The sequence below is a fragment of the Methanosarcina sp. genome, from assembly GCF_035390745.1.
Lineage (GTDB): Archaea > Halobacteriota > Methanosarcinia > Methanosarcinales > Methanosarcinaceae > Methanosarcina.
In genome coordinates this window covers 1-8,087 of record NZ_DAOOUJ010000091.1, presented here as the reverse complement: position 1 = coordinate 8,087, position 8,087 = coordinate 1, and the positions used below count along the sequence as shown (strand labels likewise).

Annotated in this window: 11 protein-coding genes; 4 read left to right on the top strand and 7 right to left on the bottom strand. The window is 44.5% G+C overall.

Going from position 1 to position 8,087, the window contains the following annotated elements; all coding sequences use genetic code 11:
* Positions 1 to 115 precede the first annotated feature (115 nt).
* On the top strand, positions 116 to 418 hold the full coding sequence (locus PLL47_RS13955; protein ID WP_324447055.1) for a hypothetical protein: 303 nt from the start codon (positions 116 to 118) through the stop codon (positions 416 to 418).
* 124 nt (positions 419 to 542) lie between these two features.
* On the opposite strand, the gene PLL47_RS13950 is transcribed toward PLL47_RS13955, so the two are convergent.
* On the bottom strand, positions 543 to 1,523 hold the full coding sequence (locus PLL47_RS13950) for a methanogenesis marker 2 protein (RefSeq protein ID WP_324447054.1): 981 nt from the start codon (positions 1,521 to 1,523) through the stop codon (positions 543 to 545).
* A 434-nt stretch (positions 1,524 to 1,957) separates the two neighbouring features.
* Between PLL47_RS13950 and PLL47_RS13945 the strand changes: the two genes are divergently transcribed.
* Positions 1,958 to 2,134 (top strand): 4Fe-4S binding protein, encoded by a 177-nt coding sequence (locus PLL47_RS13945; RefSeq protein WP_324447053.1) that lies wholly within the window; start codon positions 1,958 to 1,960, stop codon positions 2,132 to 2,134.
* Positions 2,135 to 2,252: 118 nt separating this feature from the next.
* Here the strand turns inward: PLL47_RS13945 and nifB are convergent, their stop codons facing one another.
* The 5 genes from nifB to queC form a co-directional block, all read right to left on the bottom strand.
* Complete coding sequence (gene nifB / locus PLL47_RS13940; RefSeq protein WP_324447052.1) at positions 2,253 to 3,209, bottom strand: nitrogenase cofactor biosynthesis protein NifB; 957 nt, start codon at positions 3,207 to 3,209, stop codon at positions 2,253 to 2,255.
* A gap of 152 nt (positions 3,210 to 3,361) precedes the next feature.
* On the bottom strand, positions 3,362 to 3,715 hold the full coding sequence (queD, locus tag PLL47_RS13935) for a 6-carboxytetrahydropterin synthase QueD (protein ID WP_324447056.1): 354 nt from the start codon (positions 3,713 to 3,715) through the stop codon (positions 3,362 to 3,364).
* Between the two features lie 49 nt (positions 3,716 to 3,764).
* Positions 3,765 to 4,526, bottom strand: coding sequence for a 7-carboxy-7-deazaguanine synthase QueE (locus tag PLL47_RS13930; RefSeq protein WP_324447051.1), 762 nt, complete (start codon positions 4,524 to 4,526; stop codon positions 3,765 to 3,767).
* Entirely contained in the window at positions 4,527 to 5,087 is a 561-nt protein-coding gene (locus tag PLL47_RS13925) for a DUF366 family protein (RefSeq protein WP_324447050.1), read from the bottom strand. It abuts the gene before it with no gap.
* Between the two features lie 59 nt (positions 5,088 to 5,146).
* The gene (gene queC, locus PLL47_RS13920; RefSeq protein WP_324447049.1) at positions 5,147 to 5,842 is read right to left on the bottom strand and encodes a 7-cyano-7-deazaguanine synthase QueC; all 696 of its coding nucleotides are present in this window, start codon (positions 5,840 to 5,842) and stop codon (positions 5,147 to 5,149) included.
* A gap of 209 nt (positions 5,843 to 6,051) precedes the next feature.
* On the opposite strand from queC, the gene PLL47_RS13915 reads away from it, so the two are divergent.
* Positions 6,052 to 6,552 carry a metallophosphoesterase gene (locus tag PLL47_RS13915; RefSeq protein ID WP_324447048.1) on the top strand — a complete coding sequence of 167 codons (501 nt, stop codon included), beginning with the start codon at positions 6,052 to 6,054 and terminating at the stop codon, positions 6,550 to 6,552.
* Positions 6,553 to 6,783: 231 nt separating this feature from the next.
* Entirely contained in the window at positions 6,784 to 7,215 is a 432-nt protein-coding gene (locus PLL47_RS13910; protein ID WP_324447047.1) for a putative zinc-binding protein, read from the top strand.
* 59 nt (positions 7,216 to 7,274) lie between these two features.
* On the opposite strand, the gene PLL47_RS13905 is transcribed toward PLL47_RS13910, so the two are convergent.
* Complete coding sequence (locus tag PLL47_RS13905) at positions 7,275 to 7,976, bottom strand: metallophosphoesterase family protein (RefSeq protein ID WP_324447046.1); 702 nt, start codon at positions 7,974 to 7,976, stop codon at positions 7,275 to 7,277.
* Between the last annotated feature and the right edge of the window lie 111 nt (positions 7,977 to 8,087).

Sequence of the window (8,087 nt, the reverse complement as noted above, 5' to 3'; positions counted from 1 at the left end):
AAAGAAAAAGGATACAGAGTCAATCATATTTTACAGAACTTTCGCTACACTGCCTCCATTAATGAAAACGGCATAAAACCAGCAACTAAATTTAATATAAGAAGGTGACTCCCGGATGCACAAAACACTTAATCTCGATGATTTAATCGCAAAAAAGACGAAAGAGAATGTTGAAAAAGATCCCGAGCTGGAACTTGAAGATCTCTACGACCTGATTATCCCCCCCGGAACGGTTGTATCCATTATCTATGATATCGTGGAAGAATTTGGGCTTGAACCCGTAACCCGGAAGATGCCTATCAGTATTGCAAACAGTGAAGAAAGGGAAATTCTTGTCCTTCGCGGGCCTCTTGAAAAGGTTCAGGCTGCAGAAGAATTCCTGTATAAAGAAATGAAAGCCTGGGTTGAAAATAAGTAAGTCCCACCGATTCGGGCAAAGAGGATAATAACAATTGTAGCAGGTGCTGGATAAGTGAAATAACAGCTTTTCAGCAAACATATTTTTCTTTGAAACAGGTGCAGAACAAGCAGAAAGGTCCCGGTTATTCGGAACCTATGCCCGTGATACCTTCTTTTGAGAAGTCAAAAACGGTTACTCTGCCTGTTTTGTCGTAGATGTCGAGCTTTGAACCCTCTTCTATTTTTCCTATGACTGCAGCTGTCAGCCCTGCCTTTTCAAATACACTTATGCACTCTCCGGCTTTTTCCGGAGCTGCAGTAAATACGTAACCCGTTCCCGGATGCACTTTCAGCCACTGCTCAAAGTCCACACCTTCAGGTCTCGGGACTTTTTCCAGGTCAACCGAGGCTCCTGCTCTGCTCGTCTCGCAAAGCATTCCGAGAGTTCCTATAAGCCCTGGGTTGCTGATATCCTTGCCTGCGGTTGCAAGCTTTTTCTGTGCTATTTCCTGGGTCACAAGGTAGCTTTCCCTGAGTACCGAAGGCTCTTTAAAAGATGTTGTGTCCCAGCTGTAAGGGGAATTAGGACCGATTTTTCCATCCATATCATAAGCTGCAATTACCAGGTCTCCGGGCTTTGCGGTATCACTCCTTATTACACAGTCCTTTTTGACAATACCTATAATAGCAACGGAAAGAGAATTGTACTGTGTATCAGGGTGGACATGCCCTCCAACTACAGGAACTCCGAATTTCCTTACTCCTTCAGCCAGCCCTTCCATCAGTTCTCTGCAGGCGTCAGGGGAATTTGCAGAGGCTATATCAACCATGGCAAGGGGTTTTCCACCCATGGCTGCAATGTCATTTATGTTCACAACAACAGCTCCATACCCTGCCCACCAGGGGCTTGCATCCAGCAGCCTGCCCCAGATGCCGTCCGCTGCAAAGAGGATAACGTCATCTCCTCCTATATCGATAACTGCAGCATCATCCCCAAAATCAACAATAGCGTTCCCGTATTCCGGGCGGACGGCTTCAAAGATAGAGACTATATCCTCTATCTGTTTTTTTCGGGTAACACCTTCGAAATTCCTTATCCCTTCTGCTAGCTGTTCCAGGTTCAATAAAAGGCTTCCTTTTTTTAGTTGTATCAGATAGTTAAACAATAAATTAATGGTAAGGCAGATTAACGTTAAGACTGGATTAACGGCAGTATTACAATAATGAATGGTAATTCCAGAGCCGCGATAAGTGATTGAAACTAATTGCAGGGTTATGATAAGTTAATAATAAACTTATTGCAGGTCAATGATAATACATCCAAATTTGTTATGTGCCAGTGGTGGCAGTTGCCATATTTATAAATTTAATATGTTCATTTATTCTTATAACCGGGAAATATGGTAGTACGTAATTCAGGTTATCCTTTATCTGTTTTTTTCTTTGTTTCTGGGAACGGAAGCGACAGCTTTTTATTAAATTATTATCTCCTAGTATGTCAACCTTATATATTTTCGACTCTATAAAAGTCCCCATTTCTGTATAAGGAGTGAAAAACATGGTAGCAAAAGTTGATGCTGACGCCTGCACAGGCTGTGGAAGTTGTATAGATGAATGCCCTGCAGCTGCAATCTCCCTCAGTGATGATGATGTTGCAGTTGTAGACGAAAACGAATGCCTTGACTGCGGTGCATGTGAAGATGCCTGCCCGAACGGGGCAATCACTCTCGAGTAAAGTTTTTAAAAATAAGTCTGAGAAGCGGAGTTCTTTAACTCCGCCTTTTAGGCTCCCTGCTTCAGAACTTCTTAACTCGAATTTAATATTAATAAATTTGTAAAGTTTATCAGGACTCTTATTTCCCGTTCTTTTTAAGGATCTCTCTTGCTTTTTCCATATCTTCCTTTGTCTGGATCTTTATGATCTTTCTGCGCTCTTCACTCATCTGCGACATATCCTGGGCAAGGAGACCATAAGCATCAGCCCTGCACTGCCTGCAGTGGCGCATCTGCATCACATAAGGTTCGCAGGCTTCCTGTACAGCTTTTCTTTCTTCTGCAGTAGGCGGCTCTATGTTTGCAAAGGCTCCCTGGTTGATCAGGGGCATGACATTCATAATGTAAACTCCGAGTTCGCTGATCTTCTTTGCGATCTCGATTACATGCCTGTCATTAATGCCCGGAACAAGAACGGTATTGACCTTTACAACCATACCTGCATCAACAGCAGCCTTAATGCCTTCAAGCTGGTTTTTGACCTGAATCTCTGCAGCTTCAACTCCCCTGTAGACCTTTCCGTGGTAAACTATATGGTCCACTATTTTTGCCTGAATTTCGGGGTCGATAGCATTTACGGTCACAGTCAGTGTTGATACTCCCACCCTTACAAGATCCTGCAGTTTTTCGGGGAGCAAGAGCCCGTTTGTACTCATGCAGAGCGTGAGTCCAGGAAACTCTTTTTTTATCAGCTCAAAGGTCTCAAAGGTTGCATCGTTCGCCAGAGGGTCACCCGGCCCTGCAATCCCTACAACTTTGATGAACGGATAATCTGCAACAATCTGCCTTGTCTTCTCAAGGGCTTCCTGCGGACTCAGAACCTTGCTGGTAACCCCGGGACGGCTCTCGTTTACGCAGTCAAACTCCCGGACGCAGAAGTTGCACTGGATATTACACTTTGGAGCCACAGCCAGGTGAATTCTTCCGTACTTGTGCTGGGCTGTCTTATCGTAACAGGGGTGCTCGGCAATTTTTCTAAGGAGGTCCTCTCCATGGTTATTACAGGTTTTGTCTACAGATTGGTTTTCTTCTGGCAAATATTTCTCCTCCGTTCAGAACTTGGAAATAAAGTAAACTCTCAGTAAAAGGGGTTTCAGGATGCCTAAAGCACCTATGATACAGCCCATTGATATACATTGTGGAATCTTTTTGGGATTATCTCATAACGCAGGTGTAAAGGAATTCAAATTTAATTTGAAAAATTGTCCATTTCGCACCATTTGCCTTCCCCCTCCCAGACCCTTACCAGAAGAGGAAATCCGAATCTCTCCAGAAGGCGGGAATGGATGTGCTGGCAGAGGTGCTCTGAACTTGGGAAATCCAGGATCTCATTCAACAGGGTATGGTCGTACTCTTCCAGAGTTTCCTTGATGCCTTTTTTCAGGTCATAGAAATCTATAACCATCCCGTTTTCCCTTACCTCTCCTTCCACAATTACTTCTATTTTATATGTATGGCCATGTACTCTTCCGCACTTCCCGTGCCCTGGAAGGTAATGTGCACTGTCAATATAGTCAATAACTCCTAACCTCATATTTACCATTTTATTCATCCCTTTTTTAATTTTCCGGGTTTTCCTGCCCTTTTTCTGGTTATAAGCAACCCCACATCCTGTGGGTCTGCGGAATAATCCGCGTGTCTGTCAGCTCAAGCAGGGTTTTCTGCAGCTTTATAATAGTCTGTACGGATGCCTGCATAAACCCTGGAGTCCTTACCGCACTTCCCAGAGGGGTTTCGGGCTGAAGGACTATACAGGATACATAGGGAGCTATTGCTTCTGCAGCCATAATTACGGTATCCGTGTTTGTGTCCCTGCCTATCACAATCTTGCAAAAGCAGTCTCTTGAATCATTTTTTCTCAGGAGCTTGAAGCACTCTATAGTATTTTCCACATGCACTTCCCTGGTTTCAGGGCAGATTCCCCGGATAGCCTCTGGAAGTTTGAAATCTCCTGCAACGTATGCGATATTTTCACTCAGCTTTCTTGCCTGTTCAGGCAGGGTCATATTGGATTCCAGGTACAGGGGTGCGGAAAGTTTCAGCTTCTCTATGAAATCAGCATGCAGGAGCGGCTCTCCTCCTGTAAGGGATATGGAATGGAGCTTTTTAAATGGCTGCAGCATGGATTCCAGCTTTTCTATGCTTACGGGATTTGGAACCTTTTCGAAAACTCCGCTGCCTTCAACTCTTTCATAGTCACAGGTTCCAGGATTTGCAAAATTCGTATCACAGTAGCTGCAGCTAAGGTTGCATCCTGAAAACCGGACAAAGGCCTGCCTCATGCCTACGTATGGCCCTTCTCCCTGCACGGAACAGAAGACTTCTCTTATGTTAGCGGATTCACGGCTGGGCATTTATACCACTCCGAGAGGCCGGGACTTCCTGAGGTCCTTTTCGATATCCTCGAATTCCCTTACATAAGAATCCCCGATTTCCTGCATCAGCCGCACAATGCTTTCATCATCCTCTATTCCGGCTTCTTTCAGGTTTCCGTATACTTCATGCGAGACGTTCATGCCGAAGTGGATTTTCTGGGAAACAGCCGAGGTGCTTGCAATCGATACGGTCAGCTTCTTTCCGTTAAAAAATAAATCGTCTCCTTCCCTTGAAGTAAGGATTCCAAGCCCTTCAAGGTATTCCCTTACAATAGCGGTAAAAAGGCGCTGGCGTGCGTAAATCAGTTTCAGGTCAGTGGAATCGAAGTGTTCTATGATGAAGTTCAGCATATCTTCGGACCATATAGACTCATTTGCCCGCCGGTCTTCGAGGTCAATCATGTGCTCTATTTTTACGTCACATGCACCTCTAAAAACGATAACGGAATCCTCCTGCACTCCGAAGCTGTTATATGCCCAGAGGGAAGAAATCTGGCTCCCATCATAGTTATGTTTTTCAGGTAAAACAATACATTTCATGGAACTCTCTCTATTATTTCTATAATCGCTTTTTATTCTCTCGAAGGATTTTTTCAGATTTAGATCCCAAGCCTTTCCAGAAGAGGGTCTTTTGCACCTGTGTTTTTGAATGCCCTTGCCCTTCTCACGCAGCTTTCACATTCCCCGCACGGAATTTCTCCGCCGTGATAGCAGCTCCAGCTGTATTCAAGCGGGGCTTTTGCTTCAAGAGCCCTTTTAACAATTTCAGTTTTCCCCATTTCTATGAGAGGGGCCAGCACACGCACTCTGTTCTGTGTGGAGTAAGAAAAAGCATGGTCCATTGCCTTTACGTAATCAAGGGAATTGTCAGGGAAGGTCCCTGCCTCTTCTCCGTTAAAGCCCACCACTATGTAATCACAGCCCCTGCTTTCGGCAAAGCTGCCTGCAATGTTTAACATAACTCCGTTCCTGTTAGGGACCCAGACAGCCTTTGCGGAATTTTCGGTAATTGCAGCAGGAGCAGCCTCATCAATATCTTCAAAGGACAGAGACGGGACTTCCTCATTCCTGTTTACAAGAGATGTATTTGTTATTTCCCCAAGCCAGTCCAGCTTGATTATCCTGTGCTCTATCCCGAAGTGTTCACAGACCTTTCCGGAATACTCTATTTCACGCTGCCCGGCTCTCTGCCCATAATCAAATGTAATCGCCATCTCTATTTCAAGGCTTTTGGCTGCGATGGCAAGCGCTGCGACGCAATCAAGCCCGCTGCTCAGGAGGGTTATAGCTTTCATTCCTTTCTCACTAACTCTGGTTTTATGGAAAATTCCCTGTATTTTGCACTCTTTCAGGGTTTTTCAAATATTCTCTCTGGAATATTGGAGTAATACCTGTATCTCCTATTTAAAAATAGCTGCTGTCCTTGCTGAAAGTTTTTCTTTCCCGGGTCCCGGAGTATGTATTAAATATTCAGGACATCTAATATTAAATGAGGTGGGATTATTTGATAGGGATTATTTCTGATTCGCATGATAACCTGGCAGCTATCCGGAAAGCTGTGGAATTCTTTAATGAAAAGCAGGTAAAAGTAGTACTGCACGCAGGGGACATTATCTCTCCTTTCACTGTGAAGGCTTTTAAGGAGCTGAATTCAAAACTCTATTTTGTCTTCGGAAACAATGATGGGGATAGAGTAACTCTTGCAAAGAGGTTTGAAGAAATAGGTGCTGTTTCCTGCGGGGATTTTGGGGACCTGACAGTTGACGGGCTGCATATCGCCCTCCTGCACGGGACAGATGAGGCTCTGGTCAAAGCCCTTGCAAGGTCAGGGGATTTTGATGTCGTTGTCAGGGGGCATACTCACGACCCCGGGGTCCGGATCATTGAAGGCACCCCGATTATAAATCCGGGGGAATGCGCGGGAGTGCTTTCCGGAAAGTACACGGTCGCGACTATTGAGGTCGCAAACCTGAATGTTGAAATTACGGAACTTGAACTTGATTGATTTCTTTCTCTACTCTTATTACTTTTATTTTTCGTGAAGCGTTCGTGTCTGCTGGCTGGCAGTAATAAAATGACTCATCGGTCTGTCTATCTGTCTGGCACAGTCTGTCCAGGGAAAAAATGAGTTTTTTCTATCCCTGCAGCAGAATCAAAAGCATCAACCATATAAAGGTAGACAATCTTTCTATTTCAATATCTTTTGAAATAATCTCTTGCAAAGGTTGTAATCACAATGGACTCGAATAAAGAGGAGCAAAAAGAATCTCCAGAACAGAAAGAATCTTTTCCAGGCAGGATTAACGAGACGAAGAACCCTTCCGGAAATAGGAGAAGCACTCTCATCTTTGCCTGTTCCGGCTTATCAAATACAGGAAAGCTTACCATGCAGGCAGCATCAACTCTGGCTTTCAGGCGCCCAGACCTTTATAGAGCTGCTGCTGCATTGAAGGGAACCGATGCTGTCGAAGACGCGTTATCCGAAGGATTCAGAGTTCTCGCTCTTGACGGCTGTGAGGACAGGTGCGCTACAAAAAAGCTTGGTGAGGCAGGGATACAGGCTGAAGTCTATCTTATGGTTACCGAGCTCGGAGTTAAAAAAACAACACCATCTGATGTGAAACCGGAGTATATAGAAAAAATTATCAGGGCAATAAAAGAAACATGAACTCTACAAATATTCTGAACTCCCTGCTGAACAGTTTTTTTCTTTAACCGTATTTCACCTCAATAACCCCGTCTAAGGATGCCAGTCAGTTCCTCCGCATGAGGCATCCGTTCTTCAATTTTTGCGCAGACCGCTTCGATATCATATTCCAGCCGGAAAAATTCTACTTTTCCTGTTTCAGTATCGAACACCGCACAGCCTGCTCGGGTATCTCCGTCTCTGGGCTGTCCGACAGAGCCAGGGTTTATAATTGTAAGATTTCCGAGTTTTCTGTTCATTGGGATATGAGAGTGCCCAATTATGAGAAAGTCCGCCTTTACAGGCTCTATTGCTCCTTCTAACATGCTCTGGATCTCTTCATCCGGAGTTTCGGGCTTTACATATTCGAACATGGAGCGCGGGCTTGCATGGGTAAGGTAAAGGCTCTTTCCGTCTATTTCTTCTTTGATAAGGAGCGGCAGTTTCTTCAGGTATTCCATCTGTGACTTCTCAAGAACTTTCCATGTATATTCTCGCGTTGCAATTGAGAGATGCTTATATTTGTACCCGCACTGGCAGTCCACTTTAAAAGCAACGGCATTGTCGTGGTTGCCCCTTACAGTGGGGATATTCTTTTTTTGCAGAAGATCTATACATCTGTCCGGGTCCGGCCCGTAATCCACAATATCTCCCAGGCAGATTGCCCTGTCGTGCGGAACATCGAGAATTGTCTGGAGGGCTTCAAGGTTTGCGTGGATATCGGCAATCAGCAGAATTCTCATGTTTTTTCTCCTTTCTAGTAACAGGCTCTGTCTTCTATTTAGTTAAGGATATTCTATTGGCTCTGTAGAAATCCTCTAAATTCTGTTTTTACCCAAAAATATATAAAAATT